Here is a 20,846-nt window from a genome sequence, read left to right on the forward strand (position 1 = left end):
ACATTTTATTTTTTTATGCAACAAGGAAACTTTAAAAATGATACATTGATCACAAAAATTTTTATTATTTACTATCATCAGAAGCCTCTTTCTCACCTTTTTGATGAATTTCACGCAATGCTTTTGCCACAATTTGAATGGCCTCACCGCTACTAATTCCTTGTGCAATTAATTCCTGAATTTGCTCTACTGCTTTTTGTTGCTGTTCGTGGGTTAAATTAATATCTAACATGATTTTTTCTCGTTAAATAGACCAATTAAATAATTCCATCACTTTCATCCATTGCTCATCTAAATTAGCTTTAATTTCAATTTTTGTTGAATGGATAGGATGCTCAAAAATAAGTGTATCGGCATGTAAAAATAAACGCTGACAGCCTGAATGTTCCGTCAATGCACGATTTTGATGCAAATCACCATATTGTGTATCCCCTAAAATAGGATGAAAGATATGCTTCATGTGACGTCGTAACTGATGTTTCCTGCCTGTTTGAGGAATGAGTTTCACCAAGGAATATCTCGTGGTTTGATAACGCCCTACCGCATAAGGCATTTCCACAATGTTTAAGCCTTCATAATCCGTTACCGCCTCTTGAGGGGCTTTATCTTCTTGTGCGAACTTATCTGCAATCTTATCTAATTGGATTTTAAGAGGATAATCAATCTGCCCTTTTCCTTGCAAATACCCTCGCACAATCGCTAAATAAGATTTTTGCACCGTTTTCTGTTCAAATTGCTGACACATTAAATTCGCCATTTCACTATTTAAAGCAAACAGCAAAACACCTGATGTGGGGCGATCTAATCGATGAATAGGAAAAACATGCTGCCCGATTTGATCGCGCAAGGTTTGCATCACAAATTGCGTTTCATGAGTATCAAGCCAGCTACGATGTACCAACATGCCTGCAGGCTTATTAACGGCGACAAGATATTCGTCTTGATATAAGATCTCTAACATTTATTGATTTTGTAATAAGGCTTCTAATTCACGTAACGGTGTTAATAATTCAACTAAAAAATCTTCTTCTGCTTCTTTAAACGCTTCCTCTAAATAAGGCGACACCGCAATTTTTGAGGGTAATTCAGCGCCACTTTCAAGTAAGGCAAACATTCTTGGAATAAAAATCCATTGCAACCATTCTTCTGGTGACATAGTATCAATAGCAAAAGGCTCTTCACTTAAAAAGGCTTCTTGTGAAGGAGGAACGGCTTGCCATAAATCAAGTTTTTGCATAGCAAGTTGTAATTGTTGAAGATGAAGTTTTGTTTGATTACGCATGGTTTCCCCTATTTATAAACAAGCGGCGTATTCTACGAGCATCAATTCACGCTGTAAAGTGCGGTCAGTTTTAACGATGAATAATCGAAAAGTCAGAATACCGTTTATCTTCAATATTATCGACTAAGACCCGTTCAACACTTGCAGTTCTTGGCCCGACTTTTAACCAATCATAAAAGTGTTGCAGTTGGTCATCGTTGCCTTCGGCAATAATTTCCACACTGCCATCTACACAATTTCTTACCGTGCCTTTAATTCCAATTTTCTCTGCTTCTTTCCACGTAAAATAGCGAAACCCGACACCTTGAACTCGACCATATACGACAAATCGTTTTGCCATGATTTGCTCCTTTGTTACAAAAACTTTTTAAAAATTAACCGCACTTTCCTATTCCCATTTTTTAAAATTTAGCATAGCATTACAACCATCTAATTTCATTCAAAAAATAAAAGGAGTAATTATGAAATTATGTCAGTTTGCTTTAGGTGTTGTTGCCTTTGCAATCAGTGCGAGCAGTTTAGCCGGTACGGTCACAACCTCATCCAACCTTGAGTTTCTTGCAATCAACGGCCAAAAAGCCAGCAAATCCCTTCTAAAAGAAAAAAAATCATTCAATGCTGAAGCTGACCAAACACAACAAGTTGTAGTACGTTTAGGTGAGATCGTCGGTACTGGTTCTAGCCAAGGACTTTTTGAGTCTAATCCTATTATTGTGACCTTCAAAGGTTCGGCTGATGATGTTATCGTATCTGCAGAAAAAATTCGTTCGCAAGAAGATGGCGAAAAATTTAATGCACAACCACAAATTACCGTTAAAACAAAATCAGGTAATGTGATTGATGCTAAAGTGGATACCTTAAAACAAGAAGGTTTATTCCCATCAGCGAATATTGTGAATGATCTTGCTGAGTATAATGCATCTAACGCACCCGCAGCGGTTTCAGCTTTAGCGGCACCTACAGCAGGTATGATGCCTGCTGCATCAGGAAAAGCAGCGAAAGGCAAAGTCGTTGTGCAAGGTGAAAACGTTGCTGAACAACAATTACAATACTGGTTCCAACAAGCAGATAAAGAAACCCAAACTCGTTTCTTAAACTGGGCAAAAAAACAAAAATAATCGTTTTTTAACCGCACTTTGATAAAGAAGTGAGCCTTCCCGCTCACTTTTTTATCATCCATTTTTTAGTTATAAAATAATAAGCAAGGATATCAACATGAATCAATGGCTTAATGCAAAAGTAATCGCTTCAATACCTATTTTTATTGCAGTGAATATCGCAGCGTTTGGCGTCTGGTTTTTTGATATTTCTACGCAATCTATGCCCTTAATTTTAGGGATTATTGCAGGCGGTTTAGTTGATTTAGATAATCGTCTTACCGGACGATTAAAAAATATTTTTTACACATTAATTGCCTTTTCTATTTCAACCTTTATCGTTCAACTCAATATTGGTAAACCCATTCAATACGTATTGTTGATGACCATCATCACCTTTTTATTTACGATGGTTGGCGCTGTTGGTGAACGTTATCGCACCATTGCGTTTGGTACGCTGGTAGTAGCCATTTATACCACCCTCACTTATATACCGGGAAATTCTGCAAGCTGGTTTATCAATCCTGTGATGATTTTATTAGGTACTTTGCTCTACAGTATTGTGACCATCATTGTCTATCTCTTTTTTCCAAATCGTCCTGTACAAGAAAGTGTGGCAAAAGCGTTTTGTGCCTTAGGCAATTATTTAGATGCCAAATCCGAATTTTTTGATCCTGATGAAATTGATGAAATCGAGAAAAAACATCTTAATTTTGCGATGAAAAACACCAATGTGGTGGAGGCTTTCAATCAAGCCAGAACAGCACTTTTCTATCGTATACGTGGACAACATCGCCATGTTCGCACACAACGCATGATCCGCTATTATTTTGCTGCGCAAGACATTCATGAGCGTGCAAATTCAACACATTTTGATTATCGACAAATTGCGGAACAGCTCAAAAATACAGACTTAATTTTCCGCATTCAGCGTTTGCTCGAATTACAAGCACAAGCCTGCCATGATATTACGGCTTGCCTTCGTCAAAATACGCCTTATCACTATAATATTCGCGTAGAAAAAGCGTTAATGGGCACAATTCAATCTCTTGAGCTTTATAGCAAAGAACATACCAATCAAAACAATGTTTTACTAGCCCTGCAAACACTTATTGATAACCTGCAAAGCATTAACTGGCAGCTACGTCAGCTTGAGCAAGAAACCAGTGAAAATGAGCAAACTGTACAGATCCATACTGAACAAATTACAGGATTAAAAAATATTCTGTCTGTTATTGGAAGTAATTTCACCTTTGAGTCACCACTTTTCCGTCATGCCGTGCGTTTGTCTATCGTGGTGTTTTTGTGTTGCGCTATTGTTGAATTCTTCCAATTTAATTTAGGTTACTGGATTTTACTTACTGCGGTTTTTGTGTGTCAGCCAAACTATTCGGCAACCAAAGTGCGGTTACGTCAGCGTATCATTGGTACGATTTTAGGGGTAATTATTGGCTCTTTATTACCTTACCTCAACCCAACATTAGAGATGAAACTTGGCTTAATGGTGGTGACCAGTACGCTCTTTTTCTTTTTCCGTAGTAATAATTACAGTTTCTCCACGTTCTTTATTACCTTGCAAGTATTGATCAGTTTCGATGTAATGGGATTTGACACACAATCAGCACTCTTCCCTCGCCTGATTGATACCGTATTAGGTTCAGCCATTGCATGGTTTGCTGTATCTTATTTATGGCCGGATTGGAAATATCTGCAACTCGATAAAGTGAGCCGCCAAGCGATTCAAAGTGATGCACAATATTTCTTACACATTATTAGCCAACTACAATTTGGTAAAAGCGATAATTTAAAATACCGTATTGCACGCCGTAACGCTCATCAATATGCGGCAGCATTAAGCACAACGCTTTCCAATATGAATAATGAGCCGAAGAAATATCAGGCCTATTTGCAGGAAGGTTTTGACTTGTTAAAAATGAATTATTCCCTATTGAGCTATATTTCTGCTTTAGGGGCATATCGCAATAAAATGGCGCAATTACAACAAACTACCGAGTTTTTATCAGATTTTTATCCTGTTGCGAAAAAGGTTTTATATGCACTGGAAAATATTGAAAAGCTTCGTCCAGAAGTCTTTGAAAAACTCCAAAATAGTATTGAACAAAGCCTTAAAAAAATTCAGTGGGATGAAACCCAAGCCAAAAACAATTCGGTCTTTGCGTTGCCATACCAGCAACTTAACTTGATTTCTCAGTTGCTACCTCAGCTATATCGCTATTTCCAACATAGCCAGGTAGAACCAATGATCAAATAAAAACAAAGGAAAAACTGACCGCACTAACCCAAATTTTTTATTGTTCTCAAGGCGATAAATAGCGATAATACGCCACTTATGTAAAATAAATTTAGACGCAATGACACATTATATTCTACTCGTTATCAGTACTGCATTAATCAATAACTTCGTTTTGGTCAAATTCTTAGGACTTTGTCCATTTATGGGCGTGTCCAAAAAGATTGAAACGGCAATTGGTATGGGGCTTGCTACGACATTCGTATTAACCGTAGCGTCACTGTGTTCTTATTTAGTCGATAATTATATTTTAATGCCGCTAAACGCCACATTCTTGCGCACTTTAGTTTTTATTTTAGTGATTGCCTTCGTAGTTCAATTTACTGAAATGGTAATCAATAAAACAAGCCCATCACTTTATCGATTATTAGGGATTTTCTTACCACTGATTACCACAAACTGCGCGGTACTCGGTGTGGCATTATTAAACGTCAATTTGGCACACAATTTAACTGAATCCGTCATTTATGGTTTTGGCGCCTCTTTAGGTTTTGCACTAGTTTTAGTTTTATTTGCAGCCTTACGTGAACGTCTTGTTGCTGCAGATGTACCCATTACGTTTCGTGGCTCGTCTATTGCGTTAATTACGGCCGGTTTAATGTCTCTCGCCTTTATGGGCTTCGCCGGGTTAGTAAAATGATTTATCTCTTGATGTTTATTACTGTAACAGTGATTTTTCTCGGCTTATTTTGGAATAACACTAAAAAATAATGTTTATCTTAATTTCAGTAACCGTTCTCGCTTTAATTTTTGGTGCGATTTTAGGTTTTGCTTCGATTAAATTAAAAGTTGAAGCCGATCCTATCGTCGAAAAAATTGATGCCATCTTACCGCAAAGCCAATGTGGGCAATGCGGCTATCCTGGTTGCAAGCCTTATGCCGAAGCAATTGCCAATGGTGACGTTATCACAAAATGTGTGCCTGGTGGTCGTCCAACGGTGGTAAAAATTGCCGAAATCATGGGTGTTGATGTACCCGCAATGGATGATGTGGCGGAACCAGAAGAAATGGTTGCCTTCATTAATGAAAATATGTGTATTGGCTGTACTAAATGTATTCAAGCCTGCCCTGTTGATGCCATTATCGGTACAAACAAAGCCATGCATACAATTATTCCCGATCTCTGTACTGGCTGTGAACTTTGCGTCGCACCTTGTCCGACAGATTGTATTTCCATGATTAAAGTGAAAAAAGATATTGATAATTGGGACTGGAAGTTTGATCCTAAATTAGTCATTCCAGTCGTAAATACCACAGAAATTGAGAAAAAATTAGTGGTTGGGGAGTCGGAGTCACATGGCTGATGTATTAACAAGATTTAACTCCGGCAAAATTTGGGATTTTAAAGGTGGTATTCATCCACCTGAAATGAAATCTCAATCAAACCAATCCCCTATTCAGCAATCAGAACTTGCTCATGATTTTTATGTGCCGATTAAACAACATGCCGGCACTGCAGGAAATGTGTTAGTTAAAGAAGGCGATTATGTCCTAAAAGGCCAACCTTTGACACAATGTGATGGCTTAAGAATCTTGCCTGTTCATGCACCGACTTCTGGTACGGTAAAATTTATCGGAAAACATGTTGCGCCTCATCCTTCTGGTTTAACCGAGGATATGATTCATATTCAAGCGGATGGTTTGGATAAATGGCGTGAGCAATTTCCACTTGAAGAATTTTTCACACAACCTGTCGAACAACTCATTGATCGCATTTACCAAGCGGGGGTTGCTGGCTTAGGTGGTGCAGTATTCCCGACTGCCGCCAAAATCCAATCGGCTGAAAAGAAAGTTAAACTCTTAATTATTAACGGCGCGGAATGCGAACCTTATATTACCTGTGATGACCGCTTAATGCGTGATTACACCGATGAAATGATCGAAGGTATTCGCATCTTACGTTATATCTTACGCCCTGAAAAAGTGGTGATTGCGGTTGAAGACAATAAATCTGAGGCGATTCAGGCTATTCAACAATCACTACATGGTGCAAATGACATTGAATTGCGCGTTATTCCGACTAAATATCCATCCGGTGCAGCCAAACAGCTGATTTATTTGCTTACCGGCATGGAAGTACCAAGTGGCGGACGTTCTTACGATATTGGCGTATTAATGCACAATGTCGGTACGGCTTTTGCGATAAAAAGAGCGGTTATTAATGATGAGCCTTTAATTGAGCGTGTCGTTACGCTTACGGGTGATAAAATTTCCGAGAAAGGCAATTACTGGGTTCGCTTAGGCACACCAGTTGATCACTTATTAGCACAAGTTGGCTATCAATATGACGAACGTTTCCCTGTTTTCGCAGGTGGACCAATGATGGGATTGCAACTTTCAGATCTAAATGCTCCCGTCACTAAATTAATTAACTGTCTATTGGCACCTGATCATTTTGAATATGGTAAACCCGAACCAGAGCAATCTTGCATCCGCTGCTCCGCTTGTTCTGATGCTTGCCCTGTCAATTTGATGCCACAGCAACTTTATTGGTATGCTCGCAGTGAGGATCACCAAAAATCAGAAGAATATTGCTTAAAAGATTGTATTGAATGTGGCGTGTGTGCTTATGTTTGTCCAAGCCATATTCCGCTTATTCAATATTTCCGACAAGAAAAAGCTAAAATTTGGGAAATTAAAGAAAAAGCGAAAAAAGCCGAAGAAGCCAAAATCCGTTTTGAAGCAAAACAAGCTCGTATGGAACGTGAGGAGCAAGAACGTAAAGCACGTTCACAACGCGCAGCAGAAGCTCGCCGTGAAGAACTTGCAAAACAAAAAGGTGAAGACCCGGTTAAAGCGGCATTAGAACGCTTAAAAGCTAAACAAGCAAACTCATCAGTAACCAAAGAAACAAAAACTATCGTATCTGAGAAAGGTGAAATCTTACCGGATAACCATGATCTCATGGAACAACGTAAAGCCCGTCGACTAGCTAAACAACAAGCACAAGCAGATACAGGCACTGTGACGGATGCAACAACGTCACAAACCGATGAAAAAGAGGCGAAGAAAGCAGCTGTTGCTGCAGCTCTAGCAAGAGCAAAAGCAAAAAAAGCTGCCGCTCAAAGTGAAGCAGTTACAACAAATGAAACTGAAAGTGCGGTCGAAAAAACAGATGAAAATTCAACCGCACTTGATCCGAAAAAAGCGGCAGTAGCTGCAGCCATTGCGAGAGCCAAAGCCAAGAAAGCTGCTGCTCAAAGTGAAACAGTTACAACAAATGAAACTGAAAGTGAGGTCGAAAAGACGGATGAAAACCCAACCGCACTTGATCCGAAAAAAGCTGCAGTAGCCGCTGCTATTGCAAGAGCCAAAGCTAAGAAAGCTGCTGCTCAAGGTGAAACGGTTACGACAAATACAACTGAAAGTGCTGTCGAAAAAACAGATGAAAACCCAACCGCACTTGACCCGAAAAAAGCCGCAGTAGCTGCAGCCATTGCAAGAGCCAAAGCGAAGAAAGCCGCGGCTGAAGCAGCCAAAGAAACAGAATAACGCAGGAAAATATTATGTTTAAGAAAATGGTGAGTTCGCCTCATACTCATTCAGGCAAATTAACCGCCCGTATTATGTTGTGGGTGATTGCAGCCATGCTGCCTGCCCTGCTCACACAGATTTATTATTTTGGAATGGGTGTTTTGGTGCAATCCGCTTTGGCTATTTCTTTCGCATTAGTGCTTGAGTTTATTGTGACCAAATTGCGCAATAAGCCAAACCTAGTCTATATTTCAGATTTTAGTGTGGTGCTTACCGCCTTAATTTTAGCCATGGCAATTCCGCCTTATGCACCTTATTGGGTGATTTTAATCGGTACGCTTTCCGCTGTTATTCTAGGCAAACACGTTTATGGTGGCTTGGGACAAAACCCGTTTAATCCAGCTATGGTGGGTTATGTGGTGCTATTGATTTCTTTCCCACTACAAATGACAAGTTGGATGCCGCCTATTTCATTATTGAATGAACCTCCAACATTTGCAGACTCCATTTCTTTAGTTTTCACTGGCTTAACCACTGACGGTTTTAGCTTAAGTCAACTTGTCCATTCCATTGATGGCATTACACAAGCAACGCCATTAGACAGTGCAAAAATCTTCTATAACTTGCATCAAGGCGATGAAAGCGTATTCCATGATTTTATAAAATTACCGATTTTATTACAAAATGGGACTGACTTTGCTGAAGGTTGGTGGCAAGTCAATCTGGCATTCATGCTGGGTGGAATTATATTAATCTTAAAGAAAAAAATTCACTGGCAAATTCCCGTTTCAATGCTCGTGACCTTTGTGACCTTAGCAACAATCACTGCGATGTCAGGCCATCATCATTTAAGTATGATTAGCCAACTCTTTAGCGGCGCGATGATGTTTGGTGCATTCTTTATTGCGACTGACCCTGTCACAGCCTCTATTACACCTCGCGGTAAGCTTGTATTTGGTTCCTTGGTCGGATTATTGGTCTACCTCATTCGTTACTTTGGAAACTACCCTGACGGCGTGGCATTTGCGATTTTATTAAGTAATATTTGTGTGCCACTTATCGACTACTACACCCGTCCTCGCGTAGCGGGACACTTTGCAAAAGGGAGAAAATAATGGGTATTTTTAAAGTCACCTCCCGTTTTGGTTTGTTATTAGGTTTTATTGCGCTTGTATGTACTGCTGTTTCTGCTGGCATTTATATGCTGACAAAAGATAAAATTGATGAAGCCATGGCTGAACAACAAAAAGCGTTATTACTCCAAGTCATCCCACAAAATTATTTTAATAATAACTTGCTTGAAAGCGTAGAAACGCCTGAGCAAGATAAACTCAAAGGCATTCAAAAACTCTATTTTGCTATTAAAGATCATGTACCAACTGCCTATGCTTATGAAACAACGGCACCAGATGGTTATTCAGGGAATATCCGTTTATTAGTGGGGATTACACCAAAAGGTGAAGTTTTAGGTGTGCGTGTCATTGAACATCATGAAACCCCTGGATTAGGCGATAAAATCGAACTTCGCATTTCTGACTGGATTTTAAGTTTTACAAACCAAGTTATCGTACCGGAAAGCCTAAAAGATTGGGCGGTCAAAAAAGATGGCGGTAAATTCGACCAATTTTCCGGCGCAACCATTACGCCGCGCGCGATTGTAAATCAAGTAAAACGTTCTGCTCTCGTGATGCTTGAAAATGAGGCATTACTCAACGAGATGGCAAAAAAATACGCGCAATAGGATATTTATTATGACTGATTTAACCGAAAAAACGACCGCACTTGATGAGCAAAGTGCGGTTGAAAATTCAGAAGAAATAATGCAAACGCCTTCTGTTTGGAAAGAAATCTTTATTCAAGGCGTATGGAAAAACAACTCTACCCTCGTGCAATTATTGGGGCTTTGTCCGCTGTTGGCTGTTTCAAGTACTGCAACAAATGCATTAGGTTTAGGTTTGGCGACTATGTTGGTTTTAACCTGTACAAACACCGTTGTTTCGCTCTTTCGTAAGCAAATCCCTCATGAAATCCGTATCCCGATTTATGTGATGATTATTGCCACCACCGTAACCGTGGTGCAATTATTGATGAATGCTTATACCTATACACTTTATCAAGCGCTAGGGATTTTTATTCCTTTAATCGTGACTAACTGTATCGTCATCGGTCGTGCAGAAGCCTTTGCCTCTAAAAATAGCGTAGCACATGCTGCCTGGGATGGTTTTTCGATGGGATTAGGTATGGCATTAAGTATCACCGTATTAGGTGCGTTACGTGAAATCTTAGGCCAAGGTACCCTTTTTGAAGGGATTGAAAATCTATTTGGTCAAGGCGCCAAATTCCTTACATTACATATTTATCACGCTGACAGCAGCTTTTTACTCTTTATTCTTCCGCCAGGTGCGTTTATTGGATTAGGCATCCTACTGGCGATTAAAAACCGAATTGATATGAAAAAATGAACCAAGCTAAACGAATTGAAATCCTCACTCGACTTCGGGAGCAAAACCCGCATCCCACTACGGAATTAGAGTATAATTCGCCTTTTGAACTACTCATCGCGGTGATCTTATCGGCTCAAGCGACCGATAAAGGCGTGAATAAAGCGACGGCAAAATTATTCCCTGTGGCAAATACCCCACAAGCTATTTTAGAGCTCGGCTTAGAGGGGTTAAAAGAATACATTAAAACCATCGGGCTTTATAACAGCAAAGCGGAAAATATCATTAAAACCTGCCGTGATTTAGTTGAGAAACACAACGGCGAAGTACCTGAAAGCCGTGAAGCCTTAGAAGCCCTTGCGGGTGTCGGCAGAAAAACGGCGAATGTTGTGTTAAATACAGCATTCGGTCACCCGACTATCGCAGTGGATACCCATATTTTTCGCGTATGCAACCGCACAAATTTCGCCCCGGGCAAAGATGTGGTAAAAGTGGAAGAAAAACTACTCAAAGTTGTGCCAAAAGAATTTAAAGTAGATGTACATCACTGGCTTATTTTACATGGGCGCTATACTTGTACCGCGCGCAAACCTCGCTGCGGTGCTTGCATTATTGAAGATCTCTGCGAATACAAAGAAAAAACAGAATATTAAACGAATAAAATCAAACGGAATAGATTATGACAACAAACAATCAATCTCGCCAAACGTGGTCTAGCCGACTAACTTATGTGCTCACCGTTGCAGGTGCGACAGTTGGCTTTGGGGCAACATGGCGCTTTCCTTATTTAGTGGGTGAAAATGGCGGTGGTGCCTACGTACTCCTCTTTTGTATCGCGATGATTGTCATTGGTATCCCGATGATTTTAGTAGAAAACGTTATTGGTCGCCGTTTGCGTGTGAATTCCATTGATGCCTTTGGCGACAAAATCCAAGATAAAGGTAAAAATATCTCCAAATATTGGAAGATTCTTGGTTACATGGGGCTTCTTGGCGCATTTGGTATCATGGCTTATTACATGGTATTAGGTGGTTGGGTGATGTCTTATATCATCAGCCTGATGAATAACACCCTTGATATTAGCGCCCCAATTACAAAAGAAGTGGCCAAAGATTTCTACGATTTACACATCAGCAACAGCCCATGGGAAATCATGCTTTACACCTTCCTATTCGTGGCGGTGAATTACATTATTTTGGCTAAAGGTATCATTGGCGGAATTGAACGTTCCGTGAAATATTTAATGCCATTACTCTTTATTTTCCTCATTGGCATGGTGATTCGTAACCTTACCTTACCTGGTGCAATGGAAGGTGTAACTTTCTACTTAAAACCAGATTTCAGCAAAATCACACCTAAATTATTCATCTTCGTATTAGGCCAAGTATTCTTCGCATTAAGCCTGGGTTTCGGTGTGTTGATTACCCTCTCCAGCTATTTGAACAAGGAAGAAAACCTTATCCAGACAGCCGTTATTACTGGCTTTACTAACACCATTATCGCCGTGTTATGTGGTTTTATGATCTTCCCATCATTATTCACATTCGGTATTGAACCTAACGCTGGCCCAACCTTGGTTTTCCAAAGTTTACCAATTGTATTCTCACATTTATGGGCGGGTAAATTCTTTGCTATCGTGTTCTTCGGTTTATTGCTTATTGCCGCATTAACCACATCAATTACGATTTACGAAGTCATCATCACCGCATTACAAGAAAAACTCAGAATGCGCCGTGGTAAAGCAATTTTTGTGACCTTGATGGGGATTTTCTTATTAGGTAACGTGCCGTCTATTCTAGGTGATAACCTTTGGAAAGATTTCACTATCTTCGGTAAAAGCATTTTTGATGCCTTCGATTTCGTCAGCGGAAATATTCTCTTTATGTTGACCGCACTTGGTTGTGCGATTTTCGTTGGTTTTGTGTTAAAAGACGATGCAAAAAAAGAGCTATCACCAACGCCAAATTCACTTTTCACCACAATCTGGTTTAACTATGTCAAATTTGTGGTTCCAGTGATTATTTTGGTGATTTTTATCAGTAACCTTATTTAATTAAGTCAGTGAAGCTCTTAAGAAAAGCTAACCGAAGTTGAAATATTCGGTTAATTTCATGATTTTATTAACAGGATAATTTATGCCCCTAAAGAAAATAATGCTTATCAGCATATTATCACTAGTTAGCATCAATATTTTTGCCGACTTTAAAGACAATAAAATTACAGAAGAATACTTTGGTGGCATTTGGAAATATGATAGCCAAAATCCAGCCGCTAAAAATCTTCCAGAAACCATAGAACTTGCTCAATTTATTTTTGAACCAGATACAAAATCCTGCAATGGCCATGCATATAGCATGATATTTAATTTTTCTAATGGGAGGGAAATTCATAAAGACTTGCCCAAACTCCAAAAAGCGTTATTTAAGAAAACAGAAAATAAACAATTATTTTTAAAAATAATTGAAGAACAAACAGCATTATTTAAAAAAGATAAATTAACTTTTTATCCTATTCTAATGACAGAATGTGACCGTCAAAAAAGTATTATTTTATTATCAAGTCCAAATGAGGGTTTAGTTATTGGTCATGATAAAGCTAATATAGAAAAAGATTATGCAATTAAGATCTTTCGTTGATTTAAGAAATTGGCAAAGAGACATAATCAGTGATTATAAGCTTTTTATTTTAAACCTGATTTAACAAAAAGTGCGGTCAAAATTTCCTAGGTTTTAAACATACTCCTAAAAATGACCGCACTTTTATTTAATTAAATATACAGAACTCTGTTACTTTTCTTCTGCTTGTTTTTTCTTTTCCTCTAATTCTTCCCAGCGTATAAATGCCGTTTCAAGTTCGGCTTCGGTATCCGCTAATTCCTTAAGCTTCGTATCCGTTACATCATGGGCTTGTTGGAAAAAGTGAGGGTCACCAATTTCAGCTTGAAGTGCGGTGATTTTCTCTTCCAATTCTTCCAATAATTGTGGTAGCTGTTCTAACTCACGTTGTTCTTTATAAGAAAGTTTAACGGATTTCGGCTTTTGAGAAACAACGTCATTTTTAGCCGCACTTTCTTGTACTTTTGGTGCTTCTTTTTTGACTTTTTGCGTTTCTTGCTCTGCTTTCATCGCAAAGTAATTGGCTTGTTGTCCTTTCGCATCAAAGAAACCACCCACGTATTTATTCAATACGCCGTCGCCTTCAAAGAAATAACACTCCGTCGCGACGTTATCAATAAACTGACGATCATGGCTGACAATCAATAAGGTGCCTTGATAATCGGTGAGGATTTCTTCCAATAATTCTAAGGTTTCTACATCCAAGTCATTGGTTGGTTCATCAAGAATCAGTAGATTATTTGGTTTCAGTAATAATTTTGCTAATAACAAGCGATTACGTTCACCACCAGAAAGCGCTTTGACGGGTGTCATAGCGCGTTTTGGTGGAAATAAGAAGTCCTGCAAATAGCCTAATACATGACGTTTTACACCATTGACTTCAATATCCTGCTTGCCATCGGCAACGTTATCCATTACCGTTTTTTCTGGATCAAGATCAGCACGATATTGGTCAAAATAAGCGATATCTAATTTTGTACCACAATGAATGCGGCCGCTAGTTGGCTTTATTTCACCTAATAAAAGTTTAATAAAGGTGGTTTTTCCGCAGCCATTTGGCCCCACTAAAGCAATTTTATCGCCACGTAAAATGGTCGTGCTGAAATCTTTGAGAAGTTGTTTGCCTTCAATTTCATAGCTCACATCTTCCATTTCAAACACAATTTTGCCTGAACGACTCGAGTTATCTAATTGTAACTTAGCAGTACCCATCACTTCACGACGTTGACGACGTTCTTCACGCATGGCCTTTAAGGCGCGCACACGTCCTTCATTACGCGTACGACGCGCTTTAATACCTTGACGAATCCAAACCTCTTCTTGTGCTAAACGCTTATCGAAAAGCTCGTTCTGTAACGCTTCGACACGTAAGTTTTCTTCTTTCGTGGTGAGGTATAAATCATAATCACCCGGATAAGACACTAATTTACCGCGGTCTAAATCCACAATACGAGTGGCCATTTTGCGGATAAAAGAACGGTCGTGGGAAATAAATACAATACTTCCGGTAAATTCTAATAAGAAGTTTTCTAACCATTCGATTGCATCCACATCCAAGTGGTTAGTCGGTTCATCTAATAACAAGACATCGGGGTTACACACCAACGCACGAGCAAGGGCGGCTTTACGCAACCAACCACCAGATAAATCCGCTAATTTAGTATCAGGATTTAACTCGAGCTTTTGCAGGACTTCATTGATTTTATTTTCAAACTGCCAACCATTGGCATGCTCTAATTTAGCTTGCACTTGTGCCAGTTGATTAAGAATTTGCTCGTTGTAATTTTGTGTCAACTCTTGTGAAATATGATGGTATTCCTTTAACAAATCCGCTAAATGCTCAATCCCTTCCGCTACATAATCGAAAACATTACCTTCGGCGTGGCGAGGCGGGTCTTGTTCTAAACGTGAAACCACTAAATCTTTTTCATACTGCACTTTGCCGTCATCCATGGTGACTTGCTGTGCAATTATTTTTAATAACGTTGATTTACCTGCCCCGTTACGCCCCACCAAACACACGCGCTCATTCGGTTCAATATGCAGTTCAGCGTGATCAAGTAAGGGATGGTCACTAAAAGAAAGATAAGCGTTAGTTAAACTAATTAATGCCACAAAATTGTCCTATAAATTCAAAATATCAATAAAAATAACCGCGCTTTAGAGCTGATGATAAACCTTTAAGGCATAAGCATCTGACATGCCAGCGATATAGTCACAAATAATACGTTTTTTACCCTGCTCCGGCGCATTTCTCCAACGATTAGCGGTATTCGTTGGCAATAAACGTTCGGGGTCAGACTCAAAAATCTGGAACATTTCCGTGAGAATGCGTTGGCCTTTATATTCAATACGTTGCGTTTCCACATGACGAATCACATATTTCCATACAAACTTTTTGAACACATTTAATGCCGCAATCACATCTTGCGGTAGTTCTGCATTATAACGTAACAAAGGTTCATCAAAATTGCCGGTGACTTTCCAACGCACATGAGTAATAAAGAAATTCACTAATGCACCAATGGCATTTTTACGCTCGAAATGATGGTTGGAGAATAATCGTTGGCTGACTTGCTCTATATTTTTTGCTAGCCAATCTGAAGGAATCGTTTTAAGTTCATCTAAGGCTTCTTGCCACTGATGTTGATTTACGACACCGGTCACAATCGCATCTTCTAAATCATGTACGCCATAGGCAATATCGTCTGCCAATTCCATAATGCTGCAATCTAACGATTTAAATTGTGTTTTTAAAAACTCGGCAGGATTTGACCGCACTTTTTGAAATGAGCCAAATAAAGTGCGGTCATTTTCAGAAAGATTTTGCAACAGCCAATCAAACATTGTGACGTCATCACGGAATAACCCTTTTCCTGGTTTCCAATCACTAATTTTGACATAACGCGGATCAGCGCTTTCAGTACGCGGCAACTGGGCATATTGAGGGGAAGATAAGTCTAAAATATTCGGATATTTCACCACGCCTAAAATAGCACGACGCGTTAAATTCATCCCTGCCGTTTCAGTATAAGGCTCAAGTTTAGTAATGATACGAAATGTCTGCGCATTGCCTTCAAAGCCGCCATGATTCCGCATCATATAATTGAGGGCTACTTCCCCACCATGACCAAATGGTGGATGGCCAATATCATGCGCAAAGCACAAACTTTCAATTAAATCATTGCTTGGTAATAAAGGTTTGAGTTGTTTCTGTAATTCACTTTTTTCAATATGAAGCTGGTCTGAAATAGCAACATAACTTTCCGCAAATTTTAATTGGGAAACAAGGCTGCTGCCGATTTGTGCCACTTCAAGGGAATGGGTTAAACGAGTACGATAAAAATCATTTTCGCCCACCGCGTGAATTTGTGTTTTGGCTTGCAAACAACGGAAAGCAGCAGAATGTAAAATCCGCCCGCGATCACGACGAAATGGTGGTCGATGATCTTTTTCGCGAGGCGGATCAGGAAGGAAACGTTCAGTCCAAAAATCAGCTAATTGGGTTCTCATAAAAATAGACGAATAATATGGAATACTAAGGGTGCTAAAATGGAGCTCATAATACCGCAAAGTACCAAAGAAATCGAACTATAACTACCCGCTTTTGGATCGGCTTCCATACAACTTACCGTACCTAATGCGTGAGAAACCGCACCAACAGATAAACCGACCGCTTCTTGTTGTTTAATCCCAACTTTTTTCAAGATGAGATAACCAAAAACTGACCCTTGTAAACCGGCGACAACCACACCTACCGCCGTCACGGCAGGAATGCCGCCTAAATGTGAAGCCACTTCCATTGCAATTGGCGTAGTAATTGATTTTGGTAATACCGTCGCAACCATTTCAGGGCTTGCACCTAAAATAATAGCAAAAATAGCCCCGGTAAACATGGAGAATATTGAGGCCAATGCGACTACTGAAAGGATAATTTTCCATTGTTTCGCAATTTGACGAATTTGTTCATACAACGGTAATGCCAGAGCAACAATACTCAATCCTAATAAATTATTAATCGGCGCATTGCCTGCCATATAATCATCATAAGGAATACCGCTAACCACTAAAATTAGCACAAGAATGGATACTGTTAGCACAAAAGTATTGAAAATCATCGATTTCCAACGTTTACTAATTTGTAGTGCGAGCCAAAATCCGAAAATCGTTAAACCGGTATAAAGATAAATTGCATACTGCATAATAAAACCTTAGTCTGCTTGAAGATTACGTTTTTCCAATACTTTTTTACGTTTATGGCTAAAAGATTGTTTGTAAAATAAATAGTTTCCTATAAATGCAATCACAAAAAGTGTTAAAAAGGTACTAAGAATATTTGGAATGAGTAAAATTTTCCACTGTGCCACGAGTAAATCATAATATTTGATAATACCCACGCTCACCGGCACAAAAAGCACCGCCATGTAGCGGATTAATAAGCTCGAACCGAAATAAATCCACTCTAGGTGAATCACATGAGTCGTTAAACCTAAAAAAAGTAATAACAAGCCCCAAATGCTGCCTGGAATCCCCACTGGAATGTAGTGAGAAATCAAATTGCCGAGTAGTAACATAATGTATAAAATGATGAGCGAACGAGCGAGTTGAACGCCTTTTTGGAGTAACATATTTCCTCTATCAACTTTTTTAATAATAATTAAAAATTATTTTACGCTTTTTTGTTAAAATTACCCATCCATTTTAGCGAAATTTTGCGATGCAGATCAAAGAAATTCCAAATGATTAGAAAATTCTTCTTATTTTTAACCCTAATTTTAACCGCACTTTGGACGCCATTTTCAATATCGGCTGAACGCCAAATGGCGTGCTGGGTTGTTGGTGTAAGTGATGGCGATACCTTAACTTGCCTCTTACCCACTAAAAAACAACTCAAAGTGCGATTACAAGAAATTGATGCTCCGGAAAAAGGTCAACCGTTTGGAAAGAAAGCTAAACAATATCTTTCCCAGCTGGTTTTCAAACAAAATGTGACGTTGTCGGTTTCTGGTTACGATCGCTACCAGCGTATTTTGGCAACAGTTTACCTGCAAGAACAAAACATCAACTTAGAAATGGTAAAAAACGGCATGGCGTGGGTTTATCCGCAATATGCTAAAAATCCACTCTACTTTCAGGCTCAAGATTTTGCACAACAACAAAAAATCGGTTTATGGCGCGATCCCTACCCTGTTGCCCCTTATGAATGGCGCAAACAGAAAAAAACAGTCAAACACGGAGATAACCATGGCTTTTGATTATCAATCATTTAAAAATGAATTCCCTTATTTTAAATCGCCAAATGCCGTGGTCTATTTGGATAATGCGGCGACAGCACTAAAACCTCAAGCATTAATTGATGCAACGAGTGCTTTCTATCAATCGGCAGGCTCCGTACATCGTAGTCAGTATGAAGCTGCACAGACAGCCCAATATGAAAATGCTCGTTACTTAGTTAAAACCTTAATTAATGCGGAAGATGAAAAAGCGGTAATTTGGACGTCTGGGACGACTCATAGCATTAATTTAGTTGCTAATGGTTTACTCCCTTCTTTGCATGCTGATGATGAGATTTTAATTAGCCAAGCAGATCATCATGCTAATTTTGTTACTTGGCACGAAACAGCGAAAAAATGCGGAGCAAAAATTAAAGTGCTGCCAATTTCGGATAATTGGCTAATTGATGAAAATGCCTTGATTAAAGCCTTAAATGAGAAAACCAAATTAGTCGCACTCAATTTTGTTTCCAACGTAACGGGAACAGAACAACATATCCAGCATTTAATTCGACTAATCCGTCAACATAGCAATGCGCTCGTTTTAGTGGATGCTGCTCAGGCTATTAGTCATATACAGATTGATTTACAAGCATTAGATGCGGATTTTATTGCCTTTTCTGCACACAAAATTTATGGCCCCAACGGCATTGGCATACTAAGCGGAAAATTAAGCTCACTGTCCCTGCTACAACCGCTTTTTTACGGTGGAAAAATGATTGAGCGAGTATCCCATGAATGTATTACCTTTGCCGACTTGCCTTATCGATTAGAGGCCGGCACACCGAATATTGCTGGCGTGATTGGTTTTGGTGCGGTGCTAGATTGGCTCAAAAAATGGGATTTTCAGGCAGCTGAAGCTCATGCCGTTGAGCTTGCTGAACAAAGTAAAGCGCGGTTAAAAAACTATCCGAATTGTCGTTTATTCAATTCACCGCAAGCAAGTTCTGTTGTATGTTTTGTTTTTGATGGTATTGCAGCATCCGATCTTGCTACCCTCTTAAGCGAACAAAAAATTGCGTTACGCATTGGTGAACATTGTGCACAACCTTATTTAGCCCGCCTTGGTGAGCGCACGACACTACGACTTTCTTTTGCGCCTTATAATAGCCCGAAAGATGTGGATGTTTTTTTTGCGGCATTAGATAAATCCTTAGAGTTATTAACATGCTAGAAAACATTAAACAGGCAAAAAATTGGGAAGATCGTTACCGTTTTATTATCCAAGCTGGTAAACATCTTTCTCAACCTTCTCCAGATGAATTGGCTCAAATGCAATCAATTCAAGGCTGTGAAGCGGGACTTTGGTTTATGGTCATTCCACAACATGACGATACGTTTCAATTTCAAGCTTACAGCGAAGCGCGAATTATGAATGGTTTGTTATGGTTGTTGTTACAAAACATCAACGGCCAACCCCAAGAACAATTACAACAATTTAATATTCGCCAATTTTTTGATGAGCTTGGTATTGCCTCTCGCTTAAGTGAAACCCGCTTAAACGGTTTAAAACAAATCGAAGAAATCTTACACAATCTGCAATTATGTATCTGATCGAACCTTTTTTTAAATTGACCGCCTTAGAAAATGATGTTGGCCAACAAAGCCGTTTGCTCAATGCAATCATCGACCAATGGCGTTATAACGGGCAAATTATCGGCCGTGAAATCCCGCTTTATTTGACGGAGGAAGACGGCGAACAAGGTTTTGCAATGCGAGTTATTTGCCCTGAGCAAGATAGCCTTTTACCCGAGAATAATAACCAAACTGTAAATCTGGCGATGGAAAATGCTGAAAAGTGCGGTCTAAATTTTCAAGGTTTTCAAATTATTGCCGATGATTTAAATGCGGACAGCACCGCAGAATGTAGCCATCCTGCATGGCAGATGCTTTATACCACACATTTGCAATCTTGCTCGCCATTACATAGCGGAGATGATTTTTCTCCAATTCCGCTCTATAAACAGCTAAAAAATCAACCGCACTTAAGCCAAGATTTGATTAAATGGCAGGAAAATTGGCAAGCTTGCGATCAGTTGCAAATGAATGGTTCAGCTTTAGAAAAAGAAGCATTAAACGAAATCTCTGAGGTTAATAGCACGCTCAGCAAACATGGGCGCTACCTTGCCGCTGAAATCGAAAAAGAAAACGGCATACCGACCTATTATTATTTATACCGTGTCGGAGGCCATTCTTTAGAGTCAGAACAGCAACGCTGTTGCCCACAATGTGGTGGCGATTGGGTATTAGACGCGCCACTATTTGATGTAATTTACTTTAAATGCGACCCATGTCGATTAGTCTCGAATGTGTCGTGGAATTTTTTATAGCGATTTCGTTATTCAGGAAAACA

23 protein-coding genes are annotated in these 20,846 nt (G+C 39.3%); 15 read left to right on the plus strand and 8 right to left on the minus strand.

Annotation, left to right across the window (positions count from 1 at the left end):
* Positions 1–64 precede the first annotated feature (64 nt).
* The 4 genes from INP94_RS08695 to INP94_RS08705 form a co-directional block, all read right to left on the minus strand.
* Positions 65–232, minus strand: coding sequence for a YoaH family protein (locus tag INP94_RS08695; protein ID WP_197543351.1), 168 nt, complete (start codon positions 230–232; stop codon positions 65–67).
* A 12-nt stretch (positions 233–244) separates the two neighbouring features.
* Positions 245–961, minus strand: coding sequence for a tRNA pseudouridine(65) synthase TruC (gene truC, locus INP94_RS08700; RefSeq protein ID WP_232087398.1), 717 nt, complete (start codon positions 959–961; stop codon positions 245–247).
* A complete protein-coding gene (locus INP94_RS10840; RefSeq protein WP_049368783.1) occupies positions 962–1,282 on the minus strand; it encodes a YqcC family protein in 321 nt (106 codons plus the stop codon).
* Between the two features lie 70 nt (positions 1,283–1,352).
* Positions 1,353–1,622, minus strand: coding sequence for an acylphosphatase (locus INP94_RS08705; RefSeq protein ID WP_102704041.1), 270 nt, complete (start codon positions 1,620–1,622; stop codon positions 1,353–1,355).
* A 121-nt stretch (positions 1,623–1,743) separates the two neighbouring features.
* Here INP94_RS08705 and INP94_RS08710 point away from each other — a divergent pair, with 121 nt between their 5' ends.
* The 11 genes from INP94_RS08710 to INP94_RS08760 all read left to right on the plus strand — a co-directional run bounded on the left by INP94_RS08710 (position 1,744) and on the right by INP94_RS08760 (position 13,241).
* The gene (locus tag INP94_RS08710; protein ID WP_197543352.1) at positions 1,744–2,400 is read left to right on the plus strand and encodes a curli polymerization inhibitor CsgI-related protein; all 657 of its coding nucleotides are present in this window, start codon (positions 1,744–1,746) and stop codon (positions 2,398–2,400) included.
* A 97-nt stretch (positions 2,401–2,497) separates the two neighbouring features.
* A complete protein-coding gene (gene yccS, locus INP94_RS08715; protein ID WP_197543353.1) occupies positions 2,498–4,651 on the plus strand; it encodes a YccS family putative transporter in 2,154 nt (717 codons plus the stop codon).
* A 100-nt stretch (positions 4,652–4,751) separates the two neighbouring features.
* On the plus strand, positions 4,752–5,330 hold the full coding sequence (rsxA, locus tag INP94_RS08720) for an electron transport complex subunit RsxA (protein WP_070582398.1): 579 nt from the start codon (positions 4,752–4,754) through the stop codon (positions 5,328–5,330).
* A 70-nt stretch (positions 5,331–5,400) separates the two neighbouring features.
* Positions 5,401–5,994 (plus strand): electron transport complex subunit RsxB, encoded by a 594-nt coding sequence (gene rsxB, locus INP94_RS08725; RefSeq protein ID WP_374110906.1) that lies wholly within the window; start codon positions 5,401–5,403, stop codon positions 5,992–5,994.
* Positions 5,987–8,182 (plus strand): electron transport complex subunit RsxC, encoded by a 2,196-nt coding sequence (gene rsxC / locus INP94_RS08730; RefSeq protein WP_197543354.1) that lies wholly within the window; start codon positions 5,987–5,989, stop codon positions 8,180–8,182. The genes rsxB and rsxC overlap by 8 nt, the downstream gene beginning before the upstream one ends.
* A gap of 14 nt (positions 8,183–8,196) precedes the next feature.
* Positions 8,197–9,279, plus strand: coding sequence for an electron transport complex subunit RsxD (gene rsxD, locus INP94_RS08735; protein ID WP_197543355.1), 1,083 nt, complete (start codon positions 8,197–8,199; stop codon positions 9,277–9,279).
* A complete protein-coding gene (gene rsxG, locus INP94_RS08740) occupies positions 9,279–9,905 on the plus strand; it encodes an electron transport complex subunit RsxG (protein WP_178165165.1) in 627 nt (208 codons plus the stop codon). Before rsxD ends, rsxG begins: the two co-directional genes overlap by 1 nt.
* A gap of 10 nt (positions 9,906–9,915) precedes the next feature.
* Positions 9,916–10,626 (plus strand): electron transport complex subunit E, encoded by a 711-nt coding sequence (locus INP94_RS08745; RefSeq protein ID WP_070582395.1) that lies wholly within the window; start codon positions 9,916–9,918, stop codon positions 10,624–10,626.
* Positions 10,623–11,258, plus strand: a complete 636-nt coding sequence (gene nth, locus INP94_RS08750; protein ID WP_115912734.1) for an endonuclease III — start codon at positions 10,623–10,625, stop codon at positions 11,256–11,258. The genes INP94_RS08745 and nth overlap by 4 nt, the downstream gene beginning before the upstream one ends.
* A 26-nt stretch (positions 11,259–11,284) precedes the next feature.
* Positions 11,285–12,658: a sodium-dependent transporter gene (locus INP94_RS08755; RefSeq protein WP_197543356.1), complete on the plus strand. Its 1,374-nt coding sequence runs from the start codon at positions 11,285–11,287 to the stop codon at positions 12,656–12,658.
* Positions 12,659–12,758: 100 nt separating this feature from the next.
* Positions 12,759–13,241: a hypothetical protein gene (locus tag INP94_RS08760; protein WP_197543357.1), complete on the plus strand. Its 483-nt coding sequence runs from the start codon at positions 12,759–12,761 to the stop codon at positions 13,239–13,241.
* 150 nt (positions 13,242–13,391) lie between these two features.
* On the opposite strand, the gene INP94_RS08765 is transcribed toward INP94_RS08760, so the two are convergent.
* Genes INP94_RS08765 through INP94_RS08780 form a run of 4 tightly spaced genes read right to left on the minus strand, consistent with a single transcriptional unit; the run spans position 13,392 to position 17,848 of the window.
* Positions 13,392–15,335 (minus strand): ABC transporter ATP-binding protein, encoded by a 1,944-nt coding sequence (locus tag INP94_RS08765; protein ID WP_197543358.1) that lies wholly within the window; start codon positions 15,333–15,335, stop codon positions 13,392–13,394.
* 45 nt (positions 15,336–15,380) lie between these two features.
* Positions 15,381–16,733, minus strand: a complete 1,353-nt coding sequence (locus INP94_RS08770; RefSeq protein ID WP_197543359.1) for an anti-phage deoxyguanosine triphosphatase — start codon at positions 16,731–16,733, stop codon at positions 15,381–15,383.
* Positions 16,730–17,425, minus strand: coding sequence for a CidB/LrgB family autolysis modulator (locus tag INP94_RS08775; RefSeq protein WP_070775380.1), 696 nt, complete (start codon positions 17,423–17,425; stop codon positions 16,730–16,732). The genes INP94_RS08770 and INP94_RS08775 overlap by 4 nt, the downstream gene beginning before the upstream one ends.
* 6 nt (positions 17,426–17,431) lie before the next feature.
* Positions 17,432–17,848 (minus strand): CidA/LrgA family protein, encoded by a 417-nt coding sequence (locus INP94_RS08780; RefSeq protein WP_070775381.1) that lies wholly within the window; start codon positions 17,846–17,848, stop codon positions 17,432–17,434.
* A gap of 111 nt (positions 17,849–17,959) precedes the next feature.
* Between INP94_RS08780 and INP94_RS08785 the strand changes: the two genes are divergently transcribed.
* Genes INP94_RS08785 through INP94_RS08800 form a run of 4 tightly spaced genes read left to right on the plus strand, consistent with a single transcriptional unit; the run spans position 17,960 to position 20,823 of the window.
* Positions 17,960–18,475 carry a thermonuclease family protein gene (locus INP94_RS08785; RefSeq protein WP_197543360.1) on the plus strand — a complete coding sequence of 172 codons (516 nt, stop codon included), beginning with the start codon at positions 17,960–17,962 and terminating at the stop codon, positions 18,473–18,475.
* Entirely contained in the window at positions 18,465–19,667 is a 1,203-nt protein-coding gene (locus INP94_RS08790; RefSeq protein ID WP_197543361.1) for a cysteine desulfurase, read from the plus strand. Before INP94_RS08785 ends, INP94_RS08790 begins: the two co-directional genes overlap by 11 nt.
* A complete protein-coding gene (locus INP94_RS08795; RefSeq protein ID WP_102704051.1) occupies positions 19,661–20,047 on the plus strand; it encodes a SufE family protein in 387 nt (128 codons plus the stop codon). The genes INP94_RS08790 and INP94_RS08795 overlap by 7 nt, the downstream gene beginning before the upstream one ends.
* Positions 20,038–20,823 carry a Zn-ribbon-containing protein gene (locus INP94_RS08800; RefSeq protein ID WP_102704052.1) on the plus strand — a complete coding sequence of 262 codons (786 nt, stop codon included), beginning with the start codon at positions 20,038–20,040 and terminating at the stop codon, positions 20,821–20,823. Before INP94_RS08795 ends, INP94_RS08800 begins: the two co-directional genes overlap by 10 nt.
* Positions 20,824–20,846 lie beyond the last annotated feature (23 nt).

This window comes from Haemophilus parainfluenzae (genome assembly GCF_014931395.1).
In the GTDB taxonomy this organism is placed as follows: Bacteria; Pseudomonadota; Gammaproteobacteria; order Enterobacterales; family Pasteurellaceae; genus Haemophilus_D.

Bases quoted from the DNA above. Each gene is read 5' to 3' on its own strand.
- INP94_RS08705 (WP_102704041.1), bottom strand. From the start codon at position 1,622: ATGGCAAAACGATTTGTCGTATATGGTCGAGTTCAAGGTGTCGGGTTT.
- rsxG (WP_178165165.1), top strand. From the start codon at position 9,279: ATGGGTATTTTTAAAGTCACCTCCCGTTTTGGTTTGTTATTAGGTTTT.
- rsxA (WP_070582398.1), top strand. From the start codon at position 4,752: ATGACACATTATATTCTACTCGTTATCAGTACTGCATTAATCAATAAC.
- INP94_RS08755 (WP_197543356.1), top strand. From the start codon at position 11,285: ATGACAACAAACAATCAATCTCGCCAAACGTGGTCTAGCCGACTAACT.
- rsxC (WP_197543354.1), top strand. From the start codon at position 5,987: ATGGCTGATGTATTAACAAGATTTAACTCCGGCAAAATTTGGGATTTT.
- yccS (WP_197543353.1), top strand. From the start codon at position 2,498: ATGAATCAATGGCTTAATGCAAAAGTAATCGCTTCAATACCTATTTTT.
- INP94_RS08745 (WP_070582395.1), top strand. From the start codon at position 9,916: ATGACTGATTTAACCGAAAAAACGACCGCACTTGATGAGCAAAGTGCG.
- rsxB (WP_374110906.1), top strand. From the start codon at position 5,401: ATGTTTATCTTAATTTCAGTAACCGTTCTCGCTTTAATTTTTGGTGCG.
- INP94_RS08800 (WP_102704052.1), top strand. From the start codon at position 20,038: ATGTATCTGATCGAACCTTTTTTTAAATTGACCGCCTTAGAAAATGAT.
- truC (WP_232087398.1), bottom strand. From the start codon at position 961: ATGTTAGAGATCTTATATCAAGACGAATATCTTGTCGCCGTTAATAAG.
- INP94_RS08710 (WP_197543352.1), top strand. From the start codon at position 1,744: ATGAAATTATGTCAGTTTGCTTTAGGTGTTGTTGCCTTTGCAATCAGT.
- nth (WP_115912734.1), top strand. From the start codon at position 10,623: ATGAACCAAGCTAAACGAATTGAAATCCTCACTCGACTTCGGGAGCAA.
- INP94_RS08760 (WP_197543357.1), top strand. From the start codon at position 12,759: ATGCTTATCAGCATATTATCACTAGTTAGCATCAATATTTTTGCCGAC.
- INP94_RS08780 (WP_070775381.1), bottom strand. From the start codon at position 17,848: ATGTTACTCCAAAAAGGCGTTCAACTCGCTCGTTCGCTCATCATTTTA.
- INP94_RS08770 (WP_197543359.1), bottom strand. From the start codon at position 16,733: ATGAGAACCCAATTAGCTGATTTTTGGACTGAACGTTTCCTTCCTGAT.
- INP94_RS08785 (WP_197543360.1), top strand. From the start codon at position 17,960: ATGATTAGAAAATTCTTCTTATTTTTAACCCTAATTTTAACCGCACTT.
- INP94_RS08790 (WP_197543361.1), top strand. From the start codon at position 18,465: ATGGCTTTTGATTATCAATCATTTAAAAATGAATTCCCTTATTTTAAA.
- INP94_RS08795 (WP_102704051.1), top strand. From the start codon at position 19,661: ATGCTAGAAAACATTAAACAGGCAAAAAATTGGGAAGATCGTTACCGT.
- INP94_RS08695 (WP_197543351.1), bottom strand. From the start codon at position 232: ATGTTAGATATTAATTTAACCCACGAACAGCAACAAAAAGCAGTAGAG.
- INP94_RS10840 (WP_049368783.1), bottom strand. From the start codon at position 1,282: ATGCGTAATCAAACAAAACTTCATCTTCAACAATTACAACTTGCTATG.
- rsxD (WP_197543355.1), top strand. From the start codon at position 8,197: ATGTTTAAGAAAATGGTGAGTTCGCCTCATACTCATTCAGGCAAATTA.